Genomic DNA, 23005 nt, shown 5'->3' on the forward strand with positions numbered 1-23005 from the left:
TTTTGGAGCGTTAGTTGTTTTGACGTTTATGCGTTAGGAGTGTTTACGTCTGCTTCTTCTTCACGACCGGGGGTTCGTAGATTCCATTTACGGATAACGAAACGGAAGGTGAAGTAGTAGATAACGGCGTAGCACAAACCGATAGGGATAATCCAGATGGAGTTTTGCGAAATACCGAAGTTGAGGAGGTAGTCGATGGCTCCTGCAGAGAATCCGAATCCGGCGTGGATACCTAATGCGTTGGTCAGCATCATGGCCGTTCCGGTAAAGACTGCGTGGATAACGTAGAGTGGCCAAGCAACGAACATGAAGGAGAATTCAAGAGGTTCGGTAATACCGGTGAGGAGTGCGGTGATACCGGTGGAGAGCATAACGCCTCCGATGAGTTTCTTCTGTGATGGTTTTGCTTCTTGCCAGATGGCTAGTGCTGCTGCTGGTAGTGCGAACATCATGATGGGGAAGAATCCTGTCATGAAGACACCAGCAGTGGGGTCACCAGCGAAGAATCGGTTAAGGTCGCCTTGTACACCGTTGTAATCGCCGATGAGGAACCAGACGATGGAGTTAAGGATGTGGTGGAGACCAACGGGAATGAGCATACGGTTCAGGAAGCCGTAAATACCAGAGCCGATAATCGCGTTTGCGTAAACGGCTTCACCGACGCTCTTAAGAACTGCGTCAAAAGCAGGGTATAGGAGGCTCATAAGCACACCAAGGACGATGGCTGCGAAGGAGGTGAGGATTGGGACAAGTCGACGTCCGCCAAAGAATCCGAGCCAGTCGGGGAGTTTGGTGCGGTGGAATTTTTGCCAGAGTAGTGCTGCGGTAATACCAATAACGATACCGCCAAGAACACCGTAGTTAATTTTTTCTTGTTCGGCGCCTTCAGCTGCTGCTCCAAGCATGATAGGAGACATTGCGGTGAAGACGTTGTTAAGGACGACGTATCCGACAGCTGCTGCTAGCGCTGTAGATCCGTCACCTTTTTTCGCAAACCCGAAGCTAATGCCAATAGCAAAGAGGAGAGGCAAATTTTCGAAGAGTGCTCCACCTGCAGCGCCGATGACGCTTGCTACATCTTGCATACCAGGAAGTGCACCGAGAAGGTCTTTTTGTCCGAGGCGTAGAAGAAGGGCAGCTGCTGGAAGCGCTGCGATGGGAAGCATAAGAGAACGCCCAAAACGCTGTAAGACTTTCATGGATTTTCCGTCTTTCAGACTTTTTCGTTCCGTTGTCGCCGGGGTCGACATGGGTCCTCCTTGATAGGGGGTAGGGAGTTATTGATGTGTGTATGACCTCTGGTACTGTTTATAACCAGTGATATAAGATACTATAGTTCATGATGAAGAACCTGCCAAGAGAATATCGAGGATAAAGTTCTTAGATCACCCATAACCACTCCAACCTCAGTTAGGAAAACATCATGTTTGATGCAGAGAAAATTCTAGAAGCACTCGGCGGAGCAGATAACGTCGAAGAAATTGAAGGTTGTATCACCCGCCTTCGCGTAGAAGTTGACGACGCCGAAGCCGTAAACCAAGACGCCCTCAAAGCAATGGGAGTTCACGGAGTCGTCGTTCTTGGATCAGCAGTTCAGGTTGTTGTAGGACCAGTAGCCGACACCTTGGCAGAAGACATTCAAGACCTTCTCTAAACCCCATATACATAAACCTCCAGAAGAAGGAGACTTACCATGACACAGCTCCTCGACGTCTATGCGCCATGCGCTGGCGAACTCAAAAGCCTCTCAGACGTACCAGATGAGGTATTTTCCCAAAAAATTGTTGGCGAAGGCATCGCCATCGAACCGACAATTGAAGACGACGAAACTTTCGAGGTTAAGGCCCCGTTTGACGGCGCGATTCTCAAACTCATGCCTCACGCATTTGTCATCGCAGCTTCAACAGGGGAAGCGTTACTCGTTCACGTCGGTATTGACACCGTAGAGTTTGCAGGTGAAGGTTTTGAACACTTTGTTCAAGAAAAAGACAGCGTTACACGCGGGCAAAAACTTATGAAGGTTGATGCCAGCGCCCTCAAAGAAGCAAAATCTTTGATGTGCCCAGTCGTCGCGCTTAAACCTACACAATGCACGCTGGTTCCAGTAGAAAACTCTACGCTCTCTACAGAAACCGTCGTTTTACAGTTGTCTTCCTAGAACTATTCTTCGAGAATACTCTTATGTTGAAACATGAACGCGTCCGTGCGCAGTTAGAAGAGCTCATACACTCCAACTATCGTTCTGGAGATTGCCTCCCCGGAGAGCGTTTTCTCGAGCAAAAGTTTGGGGTCTCTCGAATTACCGTTCGACGTGCTATCTCTGAACTTGTCCAAGCTGGGCTATTAGTAAGAGTTCACGGTAAAGGCACTTTTGTCTCGCACGGACGCGTTCAATCACATCTACACCTCGCATCTTTCCACGAGGACATACGCAACGCAGGGATGACACCTGGCACCAAAGTCATTGACGCGTATTGGGAAGAACCACCAGAGAATCTTCAAAAATTCTTCCCACAAACACAACGCTTGCTCCACCTTAAACGTCTTCGCTTAGGAAATGGGCTTCCTGTCTCTGTTGATCAAAGTTGGATTCCAGAAGATATTGCTCAACCCTTTGTTCATAGCGACCTTACGTCTTCTCTCTATGAGCTCTTCTCGAGTTCTGGTACCCCAGTAGTTGGAGCGCAACAAACGGTTGAAGCAGGCAAACCGTCAGAAGATTTAGCTCACCTTTTAGAGATATCACCTCGCGAACCGGTACTCATCTTTCACCGGTATTCCTATACGCTCATTGATGACATAAAGTTTCCGATAGAACATACTGTATCTACATATCGTGCAGACCGATACCGTCTATCCATGCATGTAGAGAGCTCTTCCTCGACCTGCTCTGCACGCTAAAGTTATCACCGATATATACTTCAGAACTTATCCAAACGACAGGGAAATCACAGCTACGACAGCCCCAAGAGTCCTCACGCGCCAGTATGATGTAAAAAGACTGAAATATTAAGAAGTGCAACGCGTCTTTTCGTAGTCACATTTCTACTGTTAACTTCATGTACCACTTCTACCGATTGAGAACTATGTCCAAAAAATTTATTACCTGTGCAGCTCTCACAGGACTTCTTGCCCTCAGCGCTTGCGGCGCTCAAAATAGCACGGCTTCCTCTGCGGCCTCTAGCTCGACTCCTAGCAGCACGCCCAGCGCGACCCCATCAGCTACGGCAACCCCAACACCATCAGCAACACCTTCGGTGACCCCCACACCTAGTGAAAAGCCAACACCAACCCCTACCGTAGTTGAAGAAAAGCCAGCCGAGCCTGAGACAACAGAACCTGCTCAAGAAGAAACACCTGAAGGGCCAACCCCTGAAGAGCTAGCTTACGAACAGGCTAAAAAAGATGCAGAAGCTGCAGGTTTCCAAGCGATTAACGCCATCATCGAAGATATGTATTCGCAAGGTCTTGCCGGCTCTGCAGCCGCAAAGAAAAACCTTGCAGATAAAGTCTCCACAGCGTTATCTAATGACATCAAGTCTCGCGCTAACGCCAAAACACCTTACCGTGAGCTACTAGAACACACTCCTGAAGAGAAACTTATCCCCATCCTTGAGGATGTTAAGAACACTGCCCCCTACGCATCTCGTGTAGACACCACCGGCATGAATACCGCTGACCAGCTTGCACTTTTCATGCTTTTGGCAGATGTGAGCAACGGCGTCAACGACAGCAACTACCGCTACTATGATTTCCAAGCTGCAGATAACACCGAAGTAGACTTCAACGGCGATAACAAAGTCACGCTCAGCAACATCACCAGCAAGGCTAACGACGTTAACGCACGCTTTGTCGATATGTCTAACCCCGAAGAGAACTATAATTTCTCGCTGATTAGAACGGATCAGGGCTGGCAGCTCGAAGGACCAGTCATGCTGGACTATTTCACCGAGCAAATTCACCGCTAAAATATATTTTTATATTACGAAAGCACTCATACCCGACGTTTTCCCTTCTCATTAGGGAGAATACTACTCGGGTGTGAGTGCTTTAGTATTTCTCATAACGTGGGGTCCAATTGTCCTATCAATAGGCTAAAATGATACTCGGCTCACATATTTATTTACGTACACTCAAGGAGTGCTCACCCCAATGGCCCGTATTGTCGTCGACGTTATGCTCAAACCAGAAATCCTTGACCCTCAAGGTAAAGCCATCGCCAACGAACTACCCCGTATCGGACTCACCCAATTCACAGATGTCCGACAAGGGAAACGCTTTGAACTATCCGTCTCCGGCGAAGTTACTGAAGAACTCCTCCAACAGGCTCAACAAGCTGCTCAGGAGCTACTTTCAAACCCCGTCATCGAAGATGTTGTCAACGTTTCGGTAGTGGAGGACTAAACAAACATGGTTGAGTCTCTTAGCGCACACGAAACACCCCTCATCGGAGATTTCACAACACCTGCACCAGAAGAACAACTCAAAGACGTTCGCGTAGGCGTTATCACATTTCCTGGAACACTTGACGACAGAGACGCTATGCGAGCAGTAACACTCGCCGGTGGAACACCCGTACCGCTGTGGCACGATGAAGCCAACCTACATCAGGTTGACGCAGTCATCGTTCCCGGCGGTTTTTCATATGGAGACTACCTGCGCGCTGGCGCCATCGCAGCGAAAGCCGCCGTCATGGAAAAAGTTATCGACGCCGCACAATCCACACAGGCACTACCCGTGCTAGGTATCTGCAACGGCTTCCAGATTCTCACCGAATCACACCTACTACCAGGGTCCATGATTAAAAATGATCATCGAAAGTTTATCTGCCGAGACCAAACACTACGAATCGAAAATAACACCACCCCATGGACACGGCATTATGAGGCCGGTCAAGAAATAGTGGTCCCACTCAAAAACCAAGATGGTCAATACGTTGCAGACCCTAAAACTCTTGAAGAACTAGAAAACCAAGGACGTATCGTCTTCCGCTATGTTGACGTAAACCCCAACGGTTCACGTAACAACATCGCTGGTATCTGCAACGAACGAGGTAACGTCGTTGGACTCATGCCACACCCCGAACACGCTGTAGAACCAGGTTTTGGGCCCTCCTCCTCCGGTGATGGAAGCCGCACCCTACGTGGTGGCGCTGACGGGCTAGGGGTCTTCTCCTCCGTTTTGAGCACACTCGTTACACACCCTTAGTTCAGTTTCTTACCCATCGCAGAGAAGTCTTCTTCGATGGTTTACCACAAGGATCTACCTACTCATGAGCGATAAGCAATTCAACCTAGACACCGTAGAAAATGCTGCGGCAACCCCCAATACACAACTGCCGTGGGCTGAACTTGGTCTCAAAGAAAACGAGTTCAACGACATCGTCGCACTCCTTGGACGACGCCCCACCGCAGCAGAATTAGCCATGTATTCTGTTATGTGGTCTGAACATTGTTCCTATAAATCTTCCAAGATTCACCTTAAACAATTCGGACAAAAAGTCACCGAAGAAATGACCCAAGACCTCATGGTTGGTATGGGAGAAAACGCCGGTGTGACAAACATCGGCAATGGTTGGGCAGTCACCTTCAAAATTGAGTCGCATAATCATCCTTCCTATGTCGAACCATATCAAGGTGCAGCAACCGGTATTGGCGGTATTGTCCGTGACATTATTTCAATGGGTGCCCGACCTGTAGCTGTTATGGATCCACTACGTTTTGGCGCTATTGACCACCCCGACACTCAACGAGTTCTACCAGGTGTTGTCTCAGGTATCGGCGGATACGGCAACTCTTTGGGGCTACCTAATATCGGTGGCGAAGTAGAATTCGACTCCTGTTACCAAGCAAACCCCCTAGTCAACGCTCTTGCTGTTGGCATTATGCGCCATGAAGATATCCGCCTCGCTAATGCTTCTGGTGTAGGCAATAAAGTGATTCTCTTCGGCGCACGCACCGGTGGTGACGGTATTGGTGGGGCATCGGTACTCGCCTCAGAATCTTTTGACGACACTAAACCCTCAAAACGACCAGCAGTTCAGGTAGGAGACCCTTTCGCCGAGAAAGTACTCATCGAATGTTGCCTAGAACTTTTCAAAGGCTCTGTCGTTGAAGGTATTCAAGACCTTGGCGCAGCCGGTATTTCTTGTGCAACAAGCGAACTCGCATCCAATGGTGAAGGTGGCATGCACGTAGACCTCACAAAAGTTCTATTACGTGATCCGACCCTCACCCCAGGAGAGATTCTCATGTCAGAATCTCAAGAACGCATGATGGCCGTTGTCACCCCAGAAAATCTAGAACGTTTTGAGCAGATTATGCACAAATGGGACGTTGAGTACTCAATTCTAGGTGAGGTAACCGACACTGGTCGCCTCATCATTGAATGGGACGGCGAAATCATTGTCGATGTAGACCCTAAAACTGTTGCCCATGATGGGCCTACCTATGAACGCCCCTATGCCCGCCCTGATTGGCAAGACGAAGTACAGTCCCAACACTTTACAGGCTCTGCGGAGGACGCTCAACGCCCCACCCAAGAGAACCTTGCCGAAGCCATTATTGACTTCATGGCAAGCCCTAATATGTGTTCAAAGAGTTGGATTACAAACCAATACGACCGGTATGTTCAGGGTAATACAGCGTTATCGCAACCTGATGATTCTGGTGTCATTCGTGTTGATGAGCAGACCGGTGCAGGTGTTGCCCTAGCAACAGATTCTTCTCCACGATTTAGCTATCTTGACCCTTATACAGGCTCACAAATCGCTCTAGCAGAAGCATATCGTAACGTATGCACTGTAGGCGCTCGCCCTGTTGCTGTTTCAGATTGCCTCAACTTCGGATCCCCAGAAGACCCCGATATTATGTGGCAGTTCGTAGAATCAGTCCGCGGACTGGCCGATGGTTGTCAAGAGCTAGGCGTCCCCGTGACCGGAGGAAACGTCTCCCTCTACAACCAGACTTCTGGGCAAGCTATCAAACCAACCCCCGTCGTTGCCATGATGGGCGTCATGGACGACGTAACCCGTCGTGTGCCTTCTGGGTGGCAACAAGAACATGATGGGCAAGCAATCTATCTTCTTGGCACCACCCGTGATGAATTAGATGGTTCTGAGTGGGCGCGGTATTGCGGACACCTTGGTGGCATGCCTCCTCAAGTTAATCTAGCTCAAGAAAAACTTTTAGGTGACATGCTGGTGAACATGTCTCGTGACGGCATGATTGACGCTGCCCACGATGTCTCCTCTGGTGGTATTGCTGCTGCTGTAGCTGAAGCCTGCCTACGTTTTAATGTTGGCGCTCGTATTGGTCTTAGTGAAGTTGCTGAACGGGATGGCGTCGATTTGTTTACGATGCTGTTCTCGGAATCTACCGGACGTGTTATTGTGTCTGTTCCGCGCTCCGAAGAAGTACGTTTCAAAGATATGTGCACGGCACGAAATTATCCCTTTGCACGTATCGGCGTCGTTGATGTGGCTTCTGAAAATCTTGATTTTCAGCAGGTTGTTGTTCCACTCAATCAGCTACGTGAACGTTGGGAAAATACCATGCCACAGTATTTTGGCGAGGTAGCTCAAGGCTAGATACTAGCTACCTAAAAAATATAGGATGAGGGGTGCTCACGTCTTTTGAGGTGAGCACCCCTCATCCTATGTCGGGCTCTTCGCTAAAACATTAGAACATCAGGTGTTCTAATCCTTTCCCATAAAAACGTAGCGGAGATTGTGCCAATAACTCGCGATCTTCAACATTCCACGCATGAGAGGTGGCATCGCCACTACGCATTTGCAAGAAATTAAACCTATCGGAAGAGTAAATCACTCCCCCATCTTGATGCACAGACGATAAGAACCCCGTATCTTCACCCCGATTTCCGGCAGGAAATGGGTGTTCAAGAAATACTTCGCGAGCGCCTGTAATGGTTGGCCCCATCACGAAGTTCGTGTATTTATGCTCGCGTTCTGGGTTGCGTAGCAACGTCGCGTTATGCGCCTGAAGATGCATATAGTGTGCCTGTTTACCGACGATGTCTGCACCAGAATAAGCAAGAGCAAAAAGCATATCTTGAAGATAGTGTTCACCGTAGAGGTCGTCATCATCGACTTTTGTGATAATTTTTCCATCTGCGCTGCGCACTAGTTGGTTTAAACATTCTCCCAGAGAGAGCGTTGAGTCTGCTCGTAGTATTTGCAGTTCTATTCCGTAGTCGCGTGCTTTAGCTTGAAGCTGTGGTGTTGGTACGTCGAACCCGTGAGTGAGTAGGTTAAGTTGTACTGGAACTGGCGAAAAGCTATCAACAGTTTTAAATACGTGGTCGATATGTCCGGGTCTGTTCGTTGAAACAATAACGGTTGTTTCAGGTAGTTGGTGTGGGTGTTGTTGAGGTGTTTTCCCAGCAGCTTGCAATACTTGCATCGCACGGTGGGTGTAGGTGTGTGCAGACCATATTTTTCGTTGTGCAAGGTGCACGGTACGGTCGTTGAGCTCTGGTGAGTTTACCAGTGCTTTGAGCATATATTCTGCTTGTTTTTGGGTAGTCGCGATAGGTACTTCTTCATCGGTAAAGAAGCGCGGTATAGCCTCTGAATGAGTCGTTAGTACGGGCGTTCCAGAAGCTGTAATTTCAAAGACTCGACGAGCGCACATACTTGGTGAGTCAGTAACAGAGTTGACGTTTAAAAAGACTTTGTACGCTTTGTACGCGGTTAGCATTTTTGCGTAGGGAAGAGAACCGACAACGTGCTGGTTCAAGGGTTCTGGAAATTGATAATTTGGGTCGTCTCCAAGGAATCGTGAGAAAATTTCTAGCCCATGTTCCATGCTCGGTGTAACAGTGTGTGCTGCGCCGAGGAGCATGTCCATTTGTTCACGACGTTCTGGGTATTTATGAGCAAAATACATTCCGGCGAAGGCAATATCTCGTTCGTGGAATCCGTGTGGAGGTCGGGCAGGGTTATGGATCGCTTTTTGTGCGGCAAAGGCGAGCGCAGAGATGTTACGGTGCCCTAGCCGTTTTTGATATTCAGGAATTTTCCGTTCATCTGAGGTGAATACATAATCAAATAATCGTGCGGTAGGAAGAAAATCTTCAAAGTGTGGGGGGTCTTCTTTATTCCAAAAGATGGTGGGAATATGATGCGCCTTGCAATAGTTGATGATGTCTTTTAACGCTGTTGAGGGAGCATTTTTTCCGGTCAGTTGGTATTGCCAGGCGCCGTTATTACCTGCCCATGCTGATTCGACAAAAAGTAAATCTATTCCCGTGTTAAGTTGTTCTTCCCATGTGCTGGGGTCTAGCGCAACGGTGTTAAATTCGTAGCCCCATGCTGCAGCTGAAAAATCATCGAGGATGACGGCTACACGATATTCGTTGAAGGTGGGAGTGCGTTCTATAGGACTGGAAAACTCTGGAAAGTCGAGTCTTAGGTGTTGATTCTTCCCTGAAAAGAGTGTTTTCAGCGGGGAGGAGCGAGTAATATGGGGTCGAGCGTCAGCACCTTTAACAACGTGTTGTCTGGTGGTGAAAGCTCGAAGCTGTTTGCGCCCGCCAGTGCGTAAATGCCAGGCAGCTCGTCTAACGTAATTAATCGCTTCAATAAGGTGGGAAGAGGACGACATTGGTTTTCTCTTAGTGACGGTTCTACACTTTATAACAATCTGCTACTAATGTAGCTTGTACTAGTTTTTCATAGAAGTTAGGGAACAAGACGCTGAACAGTACACCGATTCGCACTTTTATCTATGGTTCTTGCGTTTCGCGGGATACCTTTGAACTGGTGCCTGCTCAAGATTATAAGATTCTCAATTATGTTGCTCGTCAATCTGTTATTGCGATGAGTCGAGATGCTAGTGAGCTTTTCCCTTCTGGTGTGTCGTTCTCGTCTAAGTTTCAACAACGCATGGTTGAAGGCGATTGGCAAGGTAACGCTTGGCAAGAGATCACCAGCAATAAGGATAATATTGACCTGCTCATCTGGGATATTTTTGATGAGCGCCATGGCGCATATCGTTTTGATAATGGTGCAACGGTGACGCGTTCCAGTGACTTGTTAGGTTCAGAATTGACAGAGCATGTGTCGCAAGCTTTCCTCTTTGTTTTTGGTACAGACCGGCACTTTAATTTCTGGAAGTATTGTGTCGGTTACTTCGTCAAAAGCCTTAAGAATGCCCGCCTTTTCGACAAGACCGTTGTCATTAAAGTTCCTTGGGCTGAATATTTTGATTCTGGAGAGTCAACGCCATCAAGTATGGGAACTTCAGCTAAAGAAGCAAATAACCTATACGCCCGTTACTATGATTTCTTAGAGTCGTTAGGGTTCCATATGGTTGATTTGAGCGATTATCCTGTGCGCGCAGAGCCCCTCCACCAATGGGGTAAGGCACCATTTCATTACACTTTGGATGTTTATCAGGAAATCATCCGTCAGCTTCAAGAACTAGGGTTCTTGCCTCATCCTGAGAAGAGGAGCCAAGAGTGAACGCCCCTAAAACACGGCGCAGTTTTTCGTCTTGGTTATGGGGCTCTTTCCAAGATACTGACGAGCATGAGTACCAATCAGAACGTGGCTTTCCGGTACCTTATGTACCGTTAGGGCGTCTAGTTCATCGTTCCAACGAAGAAAACATTAAACGTGATTCTGATTCTTTAACTCAGATGATTTTTGGACAGAATCTTCGTCATGCTCCCGAGTGGTGGAAAGGTGCTACTGCTGTCGGTATTGTCAGTAGAGAATTACAAGAAACCTTTTCTGAAGAGTTAGTGAGCTTGTCTCCAGGGTGGTCTTATGGGGTGTTGAACGCTCTTTCTCCTAGTTTTTTTGTGATTGAAACTCGTGCCTTTGAAACAGGCCTATGGGCTTGTGCATTATCGCCTGGGAGTGAGCATCTTTTTGATGAAATATCTACGTTGACGAACCTCTCTCAGCGCAAACTTATTACCGTTATCCTCATTGATAATGCAGAGCTTGATGTTCGGCCAGCGCGCTCTTTTACATTAGCTAGTTCTTTGTCACGGTTACGTAGAGCAACCCCTGGTTCATTAGATTCTTTGGCCAATAACGATCCTTATGCGATACCTTTATCTGGGTTTTTATCTCGCCTTGACCAGTATCTTACGCAGGAGGTGTAGTGTGCTATGGATATTCTAATTGTCTTAGGAAACACTTCTGCACAGAAGACGATGACACAGATGTCTCGTGATCTTGCCGCAGCTTTAGAACGGCATCATATTTCTTATAAGATTCAGCGTTATGAAGGAAGCACTCAAGGTATTGGGCAGTGGATTCGACAGCATAGTATCCAGGAGCAAGCTCAGGCTGTTATTTGTGTTGGGTATACGTTGTGTTTTTACGCAGCACAAGATGCTTCTCTTGATGTGCCTCTAATGTGTGCGCTGCCTGATATACCTGGCACAGCAAATGCTCTTTTCGATGATGCTACTGATAAGTTAGAGACTATCGCCTCCGTTTCGGACCTTCTCTTCGTTGCAGACGAGACGTCACGCTCTCTTTTGGAATATGTTGTTCCAGGCGTTTCTGGTCGGGTACGTTTATGTTCAGATGTGCGCACTATTCGTTCGTTGCTCAAGGAAACTCGTACTTCTCAGAGCAACCACCGCATTTTAGTCAGTAGTCATGATTTTCGTTTTATTTCTGATGCGGTCTATATGCTTCAGCGTATTCCAGGTGTGGAAGTACGTCGGCAACAGTGGCAGTTGAGTTCGGAGACTCCTCCCGTTGATGATAGGAGCGCAGATTCTTTAGAATGGGCAGATACTATTCTGTGTGAGTGGGCAGGACGTAACGCGGTCTGGTATTCGCATCATAAACGTCAAGGACAACGACTCTTTGTTCGTCTCCATGGTTTTGAAAGTCGTTCTGAATGGATAGAGCAGTTAAATCTTTCTGCAGTAGATAAAGTATTTACAGTATCTGAGTTTTATCGTGAATCTCTTATTAATGAGTTAGGATGGTTGCCTTCTCAGGTTGCTGTTATTAATAACAGCATTAGCTACCATTCTTTTGACCGTGTTAAAGATCCTCATGCTGAGTTCCATCTTGGAATGTTAGGGTACACCCCATTGTTGAAACGCCCTCATCTTGCCGTCCGTATTTTACGTCAGCTTCTTGAATGGGATTCTCGTTTTATTCTGCATTTTCGAGGGGAGTCTCCGTGGAATAAGTCATGGATTTGGCAAAATAGCCCGCAAGAAGCCGATGGCTATCGTCAGCTATATCGTCTGATTGGGGATGATCCATTACTTAGAGAGCACATTGTTTTTGAGCCTTCTGGTGCTAACGTTGAATCGTGGTTTACGAAAATTGGTTGGATTTTGTCCCTCAGTGAACGTGAGACGTTCCATCTTGCCGCGGCTGAGGGCATGGCTTCGGGTGCGGTACCTCTCTTTTTACAGCGTACCGGTGTAACCGAAATTTTTGGTGCCCATTGGGTCTTTGAGAAGCCTGAAGATATTGCGTCTTTCATCTATCACACAGTTCAAGCTGGAACATGGCAAGAGCAAAGTGATAAAGCCTCATCATATGCTGCACGGTTCGACTATGTTCAGTCCAATCACCTATGGCGTAAGGTGCTTCTTGGTGAGTAATCCGCTCTTTGACGTCATCATTCCAGCTTCTCACGCCCATGAGACTCTTTCTCGTGCAGTAGATTCGGCATTAGCCAGTGACCTCGTCGGGCAGGTACTGATTGTGGTTGATGGCGGTGAACAAACTGCACAGGTTGCTTGTCGTCTTGGAGTAGAGCAAGATCGTGTCCAAGTGTTGTATACGGGAGAAGACTATAGCCCAGCCTGTCGTGGGGTAAGTGTTGCTCGCAATATTGGGTTAGAGCACGCTCGTTCTGAATGGGTGACTTTTCTTGACGCCGATGATGCATACGATAGTAACTATTTTGAAGCAATCAAAGATTTTCTCGATTATAGTAGTCATCCGCCATCTATCATTCATACTCGCCCGTTAAGGGTGCTTAACCAGCAGGTAGAGGATACACATCCCTTGCGGTATCGTTTTGCTTCTGGTGATTGTTTGGTTTCTTTAGAAGACGATCCTCACATGATTGGTCTTTCAGCAGTGTGCGCTGTTTTCCCTCTACAAGGTCTTAGGGATTATAGTATGCAGTTCAACCCTGAGCTTAGGTTTTCTGAAGACGCCGATTTTATTGTTCGGTATCTTCTACAAGCACAAGGGCTAGTAGGTTTTAGTTCCCACGCCCGATACCTCTATTCGGTCGGTTCTTCAGGTTCTCTCAGCACTCGTGCTTGGAGTATGCCTGAGAAGTATCATCTTCCGTTTATTCACGCCTATTACCAGTGGATTAAGCAATGCTCAGGTCAGTTACCTATTTGGCTTCAGAACGTCCTCATCTATGAGCTAAGTTGGTATATTCAAGCTGACAGAGAGGTTTTTCACCCTTCATTAGAGCTTACCTCGACAGTACGTCAGAGCTGTGCTAAGCATATTCGACAGGTCGCTCGTTATCTTTCTGCTCAAACCATAGAAAATTATGCTCTAACACCGCTAAGCCTAGACCGAAGAATGATGTTGTTAGCATGTTCTGAGTCCGTTCAAACTGGCAACATACTTAATGGTTATGTCATTCGTTATCAGCAACGCCCATGGCAGAAGAGTCGCAAATATACGTATTTTTTTGTGGGCAGTCTGAGACAGGAAGAATTTTTGACGTCCGATGGATTCCGACTCTTTTCCGAACACAGTACATGGGTTAGTCACACGCTATACGATACGGAGTTTGTACGAGAACGTATCCTTTGGTTTTCTGATTTGGTGTCTCAAGCGCTAGTTCATCATGAAGTCTATGAGGTATCTCCCTATAGGGGATTACCGCAGTTGCCTCGATTAGCTCAAAAGCAAGAGACAGCACCAGCTGTTATAGATGCTAAAACGGATTCTCAGAAGGTGTCGCTTCGTAGAACTCTTTATAAGTTGCGTCAGAAGTTTTGGCATCTGAGAAAATCTATTACTCATCAGGGTTCTGTTCTTGAAGATACCACCCAGATACCGTTGTGGCTTTATATGGATAGGGCGCATCGCGCTGGAGATAATGCAGAAGTTTTCTACCAATATGCTCAGCATCATGCACCGCAGGTTCAGCACGTCTTTGTGTTGAGTTCTTCTTCCCCTGATTGGGCGCGTTTGGAGGAACTAGGGTATCACCTTGTTGCGGTAGAAAGTGAAGAGTATGTTCGGTATGTGCGACAAGCACAATTCTTATTTCTAAGTGATATTAGCGATGGGCAAGTTGTATCTGCCATTCAAAAGTTAGGTCAGCACCAGTGTTTAGTGTTCTTGCAGCATGGTGTTATTCGACATCAGATTTGGCGTTGGCTTAATCCTCGTCGTATTGATTTGATGGTAACCAGCACGATTGAAGAAAATGAGCTTCTGCTGGCAGAAGGTTCTCATTACACCATTAGCGCTCCTGAAGTCATCGCTTCTGGGTTACCTCGTTTTGATAGGTTAAATCATCTTATTCAGCAGCAAACTCACCGGAATATTGTGCTAATTTCCCCTACATGGGATAGCAGTTTATGTGCTCATGGTAGTGGGCAAGATCTTCAAGATTGGGTTAATCACTGGACAGCAGATTGGTTGCCACAAAAATTTTATGACGAGCGCGGTGTGGAGCTTCATCCTGTATTTTTTGTGCATCCAAATATGGAGTCTGCCATCAATAAGTATCATATCGATTTTCCGGTAGAGACTTGTTATGGTCATCAATTTCATGAGTTTCTTGCTCGTTCTTGTGCTGTCATAACAGATCGCTCCTCCATTGCTGAAGACAGTTGGTTTGCGGGTGTTCCTGTTATTCGAGTACTAGAACCTACCGAAGCAGCGCTACCCCATCGTCGGTTGAAGAACGTTCCTCAAGAGCAGGGCCCTGTTGTTGATGGGCTAAGAGAAGTTCCAAGGTTATTGCTTTCAATACATCAGTTATATCGGGGACCACATAATAATTTGGAGAGACATTCATGCAAAGTTTTATTGAGAACTATTCTTAATAACTATGCTCAATTTTCAATTCCTTCATAAAATCAATTCTTCAGAACTGTAAGGAAGGTAGGATATTCCTTTTTTATCACTTAGACTGGTGTTTACGCATAAACATTTCCCCATATACGTTTCTACGAGGTATCCATGCCGGCAGGCGCCAATCTTCTTACCGTTATTGTCGAATCTCCCAATGGTTTAGATAAAGAATCTGAACTATATCGACGGCTTGTTTCAGCACACCTATTTTGGGAAGACAGATATTCGATAGAAATTGTTGAGGACCTCCTCAACACTACAACCATTAAGGCTCTCTGCTCAAGAATCAACAGCAAATACATAGTGTTCATGAAAGACACACACCGTATTTCTCTTGAATACATGCCAACCTTGTTAGAGACCCTCGACGAGAAAACCGAATACCTCGTCGAACCAAAAATTTACATGGGAGAAGTGCCGGCGCTCACCTCACGCACCAAAATAGACAACAACTATTTCTATAACCGAGATACCGACGTCTTTGGTATTGCCTACAACACAAAACGCCTTGCCGAATTATTAGAAATAGTCTCCGATTTAGACCGTTCCAGCCTATACATCACCTATCGCCTATACTGGTCCATTAATTCAGCACCACGCATCGATACCGGATATTCCGTATCTTCTGTGACAAAAGTAGCTATCGGAATCGTCCCCGAACAAACCATTGACAGAATGGTTCCACTAATTTCTACTACCTGCCAAGAACTACGTCTTTATATTCTGCGGCTACTCATTCTTTCTCTTCGTGGGCTTCGCGGATCCAAGAAGAGCACCTTATCTATCGGACATATCCGCGAACTCATACGCTTCTTTGGGCTTGAAGAACTCTCAAGTTTCGCAGAGGCGTTAAACCCCTTTGAACTAGGAATGTTCAACTGGTTTGCAGATCCGAATAACTCTCGCTACCTCTTCAAACAGCTCACTGAACGAGACGCTTATTTAGAGTTCCCTTCAGAGGAAGAACGAGATGAATCGTACTATCATTTGTACTCCATCGAGTTCCCAGAACAGACTGTAGAAATTGGGCGTTCTTACCTTTCCAAAGAGTTGCGTGTTGGACGTGAACGCCCCGGATCTTATGACTTCTACTCACGCCCTATTCGTCCTAACTCGACCATCATTTTCTATGACCGCCCCATGCAAGCGGACGATAACGCCGAACACCTCTACGATTATTTCACCAAGAATTATCCAGAATATAACAACGTATATTTTGCGCTGAATAAAAAGTCTCCGGATTGGGAGCGTCTCGAAGAAAAAGGATTCAAGCTTATCCCCTTCTTCAGTGATGAGTTCTATGAGAAATTCCTCATCTCAGATCTTGTCGTAGCTTCGCAGATTTATAACATTAGCTACCGCGGGAAAACCCTACAAAATTCACGGTTTGTGTACCTACAGCACGGTATTCAGCTCAACGACATGACCGACTGGATTTTGTCCAAGCACTTTGACATTTTTGTTGCTACCGGAAAGATTGAAGCAGATTATCTAAGCAAGCTTGCAGCAGTAGAAACACTCAATTCTGGCATTCCTCGTCTAGAGACATTAGCTCAGAACATGAAAGACCCCGAACATCTTTTATTCATGCCAACATGGCGTTTTAATTTGCAAACTGCCACTACCGAAAGTTTCATCGAGTCAGACTATTTCAAGTCAATTAACGGTATTATGACAAACCCGAAGTTACTTGAATATCTCGAAAAACACGATAAGAAACTCCTCGTTCAGTTGCACCCAAACACTGAACGACGTGCAGATTGCTTTGAATTCTCTGAACGTGTTGTGCTCTCAGATTTGAGCTATAGCGAGGCTATCGCATCAGCAGAGATGGTCTTTACCGATTATAGTTCCGTCGTTCTTGACGCCGCTTTTGTTGGTATTCCTATCGCATACTATCAGTGGGATCTTGATGATTTCTTTGAAGAGCAGCCTTATGAGTCACGTCTTGATTATGAGAAAGATGGCTTAGGTCCGGTCTTCAAACATTCCGAAGATATTTTGAACTATATTCTCAACGAAACATATCTTCAGCCTTCAGAAGAGTATGAACGTCGCCGTGCGGTGTTCTTTGAAGGAGTCTCAGTAGATCGTATTAGCTCAACAATTATTGAAAGGATGCTGGAACTTTAAGATGGCTCCTCAACAAGATCTTCAACAACCTCAAGAGCCTGAGTCTGAACTTCAGAACTCTCAAGAACCTGAGTTCGAAACTCAAGATTCCCCAAAAACTCAGCCTAAACCGCAGAAATCTCAAGAACTTGCAACTATATCTCAAGGTAGTTCTGCACAGGTTGAGAAGAAGACCGCCACGCAAAAAGTTAAAAATTGTGCGCAGAATGCTGTCACAAAGGTATCTTTAACGTTCAACAAAAAACGTGCTCGTAATGCCATCAAGAAAGTAGCCTTCTCACCGAAGAGCCGAGATTTTGCGCGAGTTGTCAATAAATATGCTCGACGCAATGAAAAAATTGCTGATTTGCTCCTTGAAAAGGGTGCACACGACCGTTTAGAACGGCTCGGTTCCGAACGTTTAGAAGCCGGAAAATACTTTGCAAAACTCACCATCAAAAATTGGGAAGAGTATCGAGACCAAAAGTTTAGACTCTACCAAAACGGTAAAGTCGTCTACGGTAATCAGATTGAGCCACCAGCTCGTGGCTTCCCCTTAGAGTACCGAAATATTATCGTTACCTCCCGCGATATTGCTAATTTCTCGCTCAGTATTGATGCCCCGTTCACTCTTGCTATTAGTGAAGGTGCTTTCACCACAGAACAGCAAGTCAAATACGATATACAATATGGGGTCGAGCAGCACGATAACGTTTTCTACTCTTTGCGTGGAAATACAACAAACCCTTCAAAAATTCTGATTACGTTCCCTGGGTTTGGTCCTTCTACAACCCGTGTTTCTTATGCGGTGAGCTACCTTAAAGCACTCAGCGATCAAGATCTCAGCGATACTCTGATGATTTGTTTCCAAGACCGCTACATGGTTTCAGGAACATACATGATGTGCGATAGCAGCCGAAGGGCACTGTACCCCAAGGTCAAAAAAATCCTTGATAATTTCAAAGATAAATACGGTATCGAGGATGACAAGATGCTGTTCTTCGGGGCGTCTAAAGGTGGCTCTATTGCTATCCACTACGCTCAAGAATACCCTCAGGCAACGCTTTTGCTTGCAGTTCCTCAGATGAACCTGCCTTACTATATGAACAAGCCGTTCTTCCGGTATAACCTTTATGGTACGTTCCGTGAAAATCTTGATCAGGCACCAGATATTGGCAAGTTACAGCAGCCAGAAGACCTACTTCGCTCCTATCTTGAGCAAAAACGCACTATCCACTATTTCTATACCACCTCGGATGAGCTGAGCAACCACTCCCTCATTGAACTTGTGCGAGGAGTGCCTAAACTCACCAAGTACCGTATCAACGGTAAACATGGAGAAGTTGCCCGTATCGCGCTACCATCCATTTTGAATATTATCCGTGAGTTCTTAGGCGCAAACACGGAACGTTCTATCGCATGTGAAGATGTCCGAACCTTCCATGACGAGCAGTTCCTTTACTCTCAGCTACGTATTGAGTCTGGCCTTCCAGAAAGCGCTAGCTCAGACACTGAAACAAACTGGTTTATTGAAGCTGATGACGAAGGAACAAAACTTCGTGTCTTACTCACAAGCCACTCCTACGACTTTGTAAAGTACACAAAGCCGGCTCAGCGTCTCTACGCAGCTTATGACCCTATCGAAAAATTCGATAAGATAGTAGGTCTCAATACCGACGGAACCCGCTATATAGGAACATTTCCTGAGCGGCTTACCCGTGCAGAAGACCAAATACAAGAGCCTGTCTTTAATGGTGCTCCTAAACTATCTATCGATACACAAGGAAACATCGAACAATACACGATTATCAACGGCGCTAACCTCGGTCGTTTCCAATATAGGGCACACATTATTAATCATGATGGTGTACTTGCAGAGGTTCACATTGTTGATGATATTAACCGTGCTTCTTATGTTCGTGAGTCTTCTTTCCAAGAGACCACTCCAACGAAATCTCTTACCGTTGTAGAGTCCTTAGATGACTTCACTTTCGTTCAGCTCTTTGCATTACGCACCGTCATCACTTCCGGTTGTGAACGTTTACGGATCGTCTTACATAGTGCTCACGCAGATGCTGAAATTGTTAAGAGCCTCGTAAAAACAGACTGGATTAAGGTTCAGGTTGTTGTTGTACGCCCAGTAGAGAACCTTGATATTGATCGTCGCCCATTCGCGAACTGGATTAAAAAACGTCGTCTCAATGTATTAGGTAGTGCACAACGTCAACGCACACTATTGACAGAGACACCTTATCAGAAGACGGTGCTTCCACGACGACGAGCAATAACGCCCGACAAGATTAGTGTTTCAGCAAGTAGCACATCACAAGCTACCGCAAAGAAAAAAGCCAAGAAAACTGTTTCAAAGGCTACCGTTCAAAGTAGTACTGTAGAAACTCTCCCTGAGAGCACTCCCGTAGACACAATGCCTTCTGGCGTGCTTCACAAAGTTTCATACGAACAGCCACCATCAGCTACACATCAGGAGACCAATACGACATCCTCCCCAGACGTCGAGTCCTCCCCCACACAAAAAGCTGAAACACCCCAAGAAAACCCCACCCCAAAAAATAAGAAAACGCGTGGTTCTGCGAGTCATAAGAAAAAGGGGAATCTACTCGCCCGCAAGCGCCGTCGATAGGAATGACGACACATGCACGTTCTAAAAGCTATATCTGAATACACAGATCAAGATGGAAACCGAATTATCTATTCCGGTGAAAAACCACTTGATAACAAAATATCTATCACTTTTCGAGGCAAGAATAATACTCTCGTCGTACACGAAAAGGCACGAATCCGTCTCGTAAACATCCAATTCGACCAAAATAACGGTCGATGCGAAATTGGTGCCAACGACGGTTCAGTAGCACCTTTCAGCGCAAATATTCGTATTGGAGAAGATTCTTCTGCCCTCATCGGTGATAACGTATCAACAACAACCCCCGTACAAATTTCTGCGGTAGAAGGCACAACAGTACGTATCGGTAACGACGTGATGATTGCTGGTAGCGTTAAAGTACGAGGTGATGATGGACATCCAATTTTTGATGTACGCACCAACCAAAGAATTAACACCGCAAAAGATATCACTATCAAAAACCACGTATGGCTGGGAATAGAATCCTACATTATGGGAGGTGCTGATATTAGCGACGGTTGCGTCGTTGGAGCACGTTCCATCGTAAATAAGGCTTTTCCTAATAACTGTATTATCGCGGGTTCTCCAGCAAAAATTATTCGACGTAACATCGCATGGGAACGTCCCCATCTGTCAATGGCATCTCCTGCTTACAAAGATTCTGGAGATACCGTAGAAAAAAGCGATTACTGGAATATCACCGTTGATCTTTAACCCGCAAGCTCACCTTGGGAGTTCTCATGTCTAACCATTCAGTCACCTTTGTCGGCTTGGGGTATATTGGTCTACCTACCGCGGTGATTATGGCGAACCATGGGTTAGACGTGCATGGTTTCGATATTAACGAACAAGCTGTTGATGCTATCAATAGTGGTGAGCTCACTATTGTTGAACCAGGTTTAAAGCAGAAACTCCGTCAGGCACTAGACTCTGGTTGTTTCCGTGCCAGTACAGAGCCTCGGCATAGCGATACTTTTGTGATTGCGGTACCGACGCCTTGTACTGAGACGAAGGAAGGCGATCTTTCGTATATTTTTAGTGCTGGTGAAAAGATTGCTCCGTTATTACGCGGTGGAGAACTCATCATTTTAGAGTCTACGTCCCCACCTCAAACAACGCAGAAATTGGCGCAATATATTCTGTCGTTACGCCCAGATTTATGCGCAGATGGGGCTCCTAATCCTCAGGGGTTGCCTGTCATATATTTTGCACACTGTCCTGAAAGAATTTTGCCGGGGCGTGCGCTAGAAGAATTAGTAACGAATGACCGTATTATCGGAGGACAGTCTCCTCGTGCTATTGAAAAGGCCTGCGAGCTTTACCGGACTTTTTGCACCGGAGAGCTCTTAGAGACTGACGATGTTACTGCGGAGTTAGCTAAGCTTACCGAAAACTCTTTCCGTGATGTCAATATTGCTTTTGCTAATGAGCTATCGCTGATTGCAGAGTCCTTAGGTGTTGATGTCTGGGAGCTTATTGATTTAGCTAACCATCATCCTCGCGTTAATATTTTGCAGCCTGGGCCAGGTGTTGGTGGTCATTGCATTGCGGTAGACCCATGGTTTATTGTCTCTTCTGACCCCAAAAATTCGCCACTGATTCGTACCGCTCGTGAGGTGAACGATAGAAAACCGCAATGGGTTATTGAACAGGTGAAGTCAGCTGTGGCACGTGTAGATTCTGCCCGTATCGCGGTGCTGGGGCTATCTTTTAAAGCTGATATTGATGATTTACGTGAATCTGCTGCTCTAAAAATTGCTCAGCAGTTAGCACAAGAGCTTCCCCATAGTTCTTTGACTGTGGTCGAACCCCATATTTCGGAGCTTCCATCTGTGTTAAGAGACTATCCTCAAGTACATTTGGCTTCTTTAGAGGATGCTTTAGCGGATGCGAATATTGTGCTGTTATTAGTGGATCATCAGGCTTTCTCTTTAGTACCTGCGTGTGCTCTTGCCGGTAAAGAAGTCATTGATACTAAGGGATTTTGGAGATAGCGATTACGAGGTGCTGGGCATTAGTTGATGGTGAATTCTTCACAGTCTGTGCGTAGCCCGAAGAACTTCTCTAGCGCGTGGATAATACGTTTGCTTGCAGCACCGTCGCCGTAGGGGTTTACCGCCACTGACATCTGCCGATAAGCTTCTGGGTCGTCTAGGAGTCGTGCAGTTTCAGAAATAATATTGTCGGTGCGTGTACCTACAAGTTTTACAGTGCCCGCAGTAATGGCTTCAGGACGTTCAGTGTTCTCACGAAGGACGAGTACAGGAATGCCGATGCTAGGAGCTTCTTCTTGTAGACCGCCGGAGTCTGTGAGTACGAGTGTTGAGGCGCGCAGTAAAGCCGTAAACTCTTGGTACGGTAAAGCGTCTAGAACAATAATATTCTTGATACCGGCAAATATCGGTAGCAGGCTCCCCCGAATTTTAGGGTTCATATGTGCGGGGAAAACGAAACGATGCTCGGGATATTTTTGAGCTAAGTAGGCGATGGCTTGCCCGATTCGTTCCATCGGTTCGCCAAGGTTTTCTCGACGGTGAGCAGTAATGAGCACAATAGGTGAGGTGTCTTTGAGAAGGTGTTGCACCTCGTGGGAGAAACCTTCAATTGACGGTTCCTTTTGAGAAAGCAAAGCATCTATAACCGAGTTACCCGTTACAAGAATATCGTTAGGTTTAAAGTTTTCGGCAAGAAGGTTATTTTTAGAGCCCTCAGTTGGTGCTAAGTGCAAGCTAGATATTTGGCTGATTAGTTTACGGTTTCCTTCTTCAGGAAAAGGTGATGTGATATTTCCTGAGCGAAGGCCAGCTTCTAGGTGGATGACTGGTATCTGGTGGTTGAACGCAGCTAAAGCAGAGTATAAGGCGGTGCCGGTGTCTCCTTGTACCAGTAGAATGTCTGGTTTTTCTTGGGCACAGAGTTTACCGATTTGATCAAGGATTTTGACAGCGGTGTCGTTAAGACCTTGGTTCTCTTGCATGATATCTAGGCTATAGTCTGGTTCAAGCCCTAGGACAGTGTTAACTTGTTCTAGCATTTGGCGATGTTGCCCAGTAGAAACTACGAGAACATTAAAATGTTCTGAGGTTTTGAGCTGGTGAATGACCGGAGCAACTTTGATTGCTTCGGGGCGGGTACCATAGACGACCATCACGGTATATTTGCCAGATACTTTTTTCATGGTT

General features: G+C 46.2%; 18 protein-coding genes. 15 read left to right on the forward strand and 3 right to left on the reverse strand.

From position 1 onward, the window contains the following. Positions 1-26 precede the first annotated feature (26 nt). On the reverse strand, positions 27-1250 hold the full coding sequence (locus ACN08Z_RS07025; protein ID WP_419103840.1) for a PTS transporter subunit EIIC: 1224 nt from the start codon (positions 1248-1250) through the stop codon (positions 27-29). A 173-nt stretch (positions 1251-1423) separates the two neighbouring features. On the opposite strand from ACN08Z_RS07025, the gene ACN08Z_RS07030 reads away from it, so the two are divergent. The 7 genes from ACN08Z_RS07030 (at position 1424) to purL (ending at position 7588) form a co-directional block, all read left to right on the forward strand. Then, positions 1424-1654 (forward strand): glucose PTS transporter subunit EIIB, encoded by a 231-nt coding sequence (locus ACN08Z_RS07030; protein ID WP_419102335.1) that lies wholly within the window; start codon positions 1424-1426, stop codon positions 1652-1654. A 39-nt stretch (positions 1655-1693) separates the two neighbouring features. Continuing rightward, positions 1694-2158, forward strand: coding sequence for a PTS sugar transporter subunit IIA (locus ACN08Z_RS07035; protein WP_419103841.1), 465 nt, complete (start codon positions 1694-1696; stop codon positions 2156-2158). A gap of 23 nt (positions 2159-2181) precedes the next feature. Beyond that, positions 2182-2901: a GntR family transcriptional regulator gene (locus ACN08Z_RS07040; RefSeq protein WP_419103842.1), complete on the forward strand. Its 720-nt coding sequence runs from the start codon at positions 2182-2184 to the stop codon at positions 2899-2901. A gap of 185 nt (positions 2902-3086) precedes the next feature. After that, positions 3087-3968, forward strand: coding sequence for a hypothetical protein (locus ACN08Z_RS07045; RefSeq protein ID WP_419103843.1), 882 nt, complete (start codon positions 3087-3089; stop codon positions 3966-3968). A 184-nt stretch (positions 3969-4152) separates the two neighbouring features. After that, complete coding sequence (gene purS / locus ACN08Z_RS07050) at positions 4153-4404, forward strand: phosphoribosylformylglycinamidine synthase subunit PurS (RefSeq protein WP_419102331.1); 252 nt, start codon at positions 4153-4155, stop codon at positions 4402-4404. A gap of 6 nt (positions 4405-4410) precedes the next feature. Next, positions 4411-5208: a phosphoribosylformylglycinamidine synthase subunit PurQ gene (gene purQ / locus ACN08Z_RS07055; RefSeq protein ID WP_419102330.1), complete on the forward strand. Its 798-nt coding sequence runs from the start codon at positions 4411-4413 to the stop codon at positions 5206-5208. A gap of 64 nt (positions 5209-5272) precedes the next feature. Further along, the gene (gene purL / locus ACN08Z_RS07060; RefSeq protein WP_419103844.1) at positions 5273-7588 is read left to right on the forward strand and encodes a phosphoribosylformylglycinamidine synthase subunit PurL; all 2316 of its coding nucleotides are present in this window, start codon (positions 5273-5275) and stop codon (positions 7586-7588) included. Between the two features lie 91 nt (positions 7589-7679). Here purL and ACN08Z_RS07065 read toward each other — a convergent pair whose 3' ends face one another. Next, positions 7680-9623 carry a glycosyltransferase family protein gene (locus tag ACN08Z_RS07065; RefSeq protein WP_419103845.1) on the reverse strand — a complete coding sequence of 648 codons (1944 nt, stop codon included), beginning with the start codon at positions 9621-9623 and terminating at the stop codon, positions 7680-7682. Between the two features lie 119 nt (positions 9624-9742). Here ACN08Z_RS07065 and ACN08Z_RS07070 point away from each other — a divergent pair, with 119 nt between their 5' ends. The 8 genes from ACN08Z_RS07070 (at position 9743) to wecC (ending at position 21817) form a co-directional block, all read left to right on the forward strand. After that, positions 9743-10483 carry a DUF6270 domain-containing protein gene (locus ACN08Z_RS07070; RefSeq protein WP_419103867.1) on the forward strand — a complete coding sequence of 247 codons (741 nt, stop codon included), beginning with the start codon at positions 9743-9745 and terminating at the stop codon, positions 10481-10483. Further along, positions 10480-11133 carry a hypothetical protein gene (locus tag ACN08Z_RS07075; protein ID WP_419103846.1) on the forward strand — a complete coding sequence of 218 codons (654 nt, stop codon included), beginning with the start codon at positions 10480-10482 and terminating at the stop codon, positions 11131-11133. The genes ACN08Z_RS07070 and ACN08Z_RS07075 overlap by 4 nt, the downstream gene beginning before the upstream one ends. A 6-nt stretch (positions 11134-11139) precedes the next feature. Next, positions 11140-12609, forward strand: coding sequence for a hypothetical protein (locus tag ACN08Z_RS07080; protein WP_419103847.1), 1470 nt, complete (start codon positions 11140-11142; stop codon positions 12607-12609). Beyond that, positions 12602-15073 (forward strand): bifunctional glycosyltransferase/CDP-glycerol:glycerophosphate glycerophosphotransferase, encoded by a 2472-nt coding sequence (locus ACN08Z_RS07085; RefSeq protein ID WP_419103848.1) that lies wholly within the window; start codon positions 12602-12604, stop codon positions 15071-15073. Before ACN08Z_RS07080 ends, ACN08Z_RS07085 begins: the two co-directional genes overlap by 8 nt. A gap of 105 nt (positions 15074-15178) precedes the next feature. Next, the gene (locus tag ACN08Z_RS07090) at positions 15179-17203 is read left to right on the forward strand and encodes a CDP-glycerol glycerophosphotransferase family protein (protein ID WP_419103849.1); all 2025 of its coding nucleotides are present in this window, start codon (positions 15179-15181) and stop codon (positions 17201-17203) included. Between the two features lies 1 nt (position 17204). Beyond that, the gene (locus tag ACN08Z_RS07095; protein ID WP_419103850.1) at positions 17205-19823 is read left to right on the forward strand and encodes a hypothetical protein; all 2619 of its coding nucleotides are present in this window, start codon (positions 17205-17207) and stop codon (positions 19821-19823) included. A gap of 12 nt (positions 19824-19835) precedes the next feature. Next, complete coding sequence (locus ACN08Z_RS07100; protein ID WP_419103851.1) at positions 19836-20537, forward strand: acyltransferase; 702 nt, start codon at positions 19836-19838, stop codon at positions 20535-20537. A gap of 26 nt (positions 20538-20563) precedes the next feature. Next, entirely contained in the window at positions 20564-21817 is a 1254-nt protein-coding gene (gene wecC / locus ACN08Z_RS07105; RefSeq protein WP_419103852.1) for a UDP-N-acetyl-D-mannosamine dehydrogenase, read from the forward strand. Between the two features lie 20 nt (positions 21818-21837). Here the strand turns inward: wecC and wecB are convergent, their stop codons facing one another. Next, positions 21838-23001, reverse strand: coding sequence for a non-hydrolyzing UDP-N-acetylglucosamine 2-epimerase (gene wecB, locus ACN08Z_RS07110; RefSeq protein ID WP_419103853.1), 1164 nt, complete (start codon positions 22999-23001; stop codon positions 21838-21840). Positions 23002-23005 lie beyond the last annotated feature (4 nt).

Origin of the sequence: Rothia sp. P7181, assembly GCF_048513015.1 — a bacterium.
Classification (GTDB): Bacteria; Actinomycetota; Actinomycetes; order Actinomycetales; family Micrococcaceae; genus Rothia.

What these genes read in the sequence shown, in the direction of transcription:
- ACN08Z_RS07025 (WP_419103840.1), bottom strand. Translation starts at nt 1,250, where the DNA reads ATGTCGACCCCGGCGACAACGGAACGAAAAAGTCTGAAAGACGGAAAA.
- ACN08Z_RS07030 (WP_419102335.1), top strand. Translation starts at nt 1,424, where the DNA reads ATGTTTGATGCAGAGAAAATTCTAGAAGCACTCGGCGGAGCAGATAAC.
- ACN08Z_RS07035 (WP_419103841.1), top strand. Translation starts at nt 1,694, where the DNA reads ATGACACAGCTCCTCGACGTCTATGCGCCATGCGCTGGCGAACTCAAA.
- ACN08Z_RS07040 (WP_419103842.1), top strand. Translation starts at nt 2,182, where the DNA reads ATGTTGAAACATGAACGCGTCCGTGCGCAGTTAGAAGAGCTCATACAC.
- ACN08Z_RS07045 (WP_419103843.1), top strand. Translation starts at nt 3,087, where the DNA reads ATGTCCAAAAAATTTATTACCTGTGCAGCTCTCACAGGACTTCTTGCC.
- purS (WP_419102331.1), top strand. Translation starts at nt 4,153, where the DNA reads ATGGCCCGTATTGTCGTCGACGTTATGCTCAAACCAGAAATCCTTGAC.
- purQ (WP_419102330.1), top strand. Translation starts at nt 4,411, where the DNA reads ATGGTTGAGTCTCTTAGCGCACACGAAACACCCCTCATCGGAGATTTC.
- purL (WP_419103844.1), top strand. Translation starts at nt 5,273, where the DNA reads ATGAGCGATAAGCAATTCAACCTAGACACCGTAGAAAATGCTGCGGCA.
- ACN08Z_RS07065 (WP_419103845.1), bottom strand. Translation starts at nt 9,623, where the DNA reads ATGTCGTCCTCTTCCCACCTTATTGAAGCGATTAATTACGTTAGACGA.
- ACN08Z_RS07080 (WP_419103847.1), top strand. Translation starts at nt 11,140, where the DNA reads ATGGATATTCTAATTGTCTTAGGAAACACTTCTGCACAGAAGACGATG.
- ACN08Z_RS07090 (WP_419103849.1), top strand. Translation starts at nt 15,179, where the DNA reads ATGCCGGCAGGCGCCAATCTTCTTACCGTTATTGTCGAATCTCCCAAT.
- ACN08Z_RS07095 (WP_419103850.1), top strand. Translation starts at nt 17,205, where the DNA reads ATGGCTCCTCAACAAGATCTTCAACAACCTCAAGAGCCTGAGTCTGAA.
- ACN08Z_RS07100 (WP_419103851.1), top strand. Translation starts at nt 19,836, where the DNA reads ATGCACGTTCTAAAAGCTATATCTGAATACACAGATCAAGATGGAAAC.
- wecC (WP_419103852.1), top strand. Translation starts at nt 20,564, where the DNA reads ATGTCTAACCATTCAGTCACCTTTGTCGGCTTGGGGTATATTGGTCTA.
- wecB (WP_419103853.1), bottom strand. Translation starts at nt 23,001, where the DNA reads ATGAAAAAAGTATCTGGCAAATATACCGTGATGGTCGTCTATGGTACC.